The organism is Nguyenibacter vanlangensis, assembly GCF_013376155.1.
GTDB classification, from domain to species: domain Bacteria; phylum Pseudomonadota; class Alphaproteobacteria; order Acetobacterales; family Acetobacteraceae; genus Gluconacetobacter; species Gluconacetobacter vanlangensis.
Genome location: NZ_JABXXP010001203.1, coordinates 1 through 587 on the forward strand (window position 1 = coordinate 1; position 587 = coordinate 587).

The following is a 587-nucleotide window of genomic DNA, read 5'->3' on the forward strand; positions in this document are numbered from 1 at the left end:
ACCGGCCTGACCCTGGGCCGCGACGCGCGGTCGGTCCTGATTACCGGGGTCAACGCCAATGGTCCGGCCTGGCCGGCGGGGCTGTCGACCGGCCAGAGGCTCTATGCCGTCAATGGCCGCGCGACCCGCGACCAGACGGCCGGGACGGTCGCCCAGTGGCTGCTGGGCGAGGTCGGCAGCAAGGTGACGCTGCTGGTGGGCGATGCACGTGGCCGGAGGACTGTCGTGCTGCGCCGCGCATCGGTACCGCCCGAGACGGTCTTCGCCTATGCGGCGGACCATGTGGTGGTGATCCGCGTCACGGCCTTTTCCGCCGATACGGCGCAGGAAATGAGCCAGTATTTGGACCAGGCGTCGGACGACGCGCATCTGCGCGGCCTGGTGGTGGATCTGCGCGGCAACCGGGGCGGCGTGCTGCAGCAGGCGGTGACGACCAGCGCGCTGGTGCTGGATCGCGGCGTCGCGGCGATCACCAACGGGCGGGATCCGCAGGCCAACCATGTCTGGGCGGTGCAGGGCGGCGACATGACCGGCGGCGTGCCGATCGTCGTGCTTGTGGACGGGCGCACCGCCAGCGCGGCGGAAAT

The 587-nt window shown here is 71.2% G+C and carries 1 protein-coding gene; it reads left to right on the forward strand.

Annotated elements, in window-relative coordinates; all coding sequences use genetic code 11:
* Nucleotides 1-587: S41 family peptidase (locus HUK84_RS22120; RefSeq protein WP_246285837.1), on the forward strand; the 587-nt coding region annotated here is incomplete at both ends.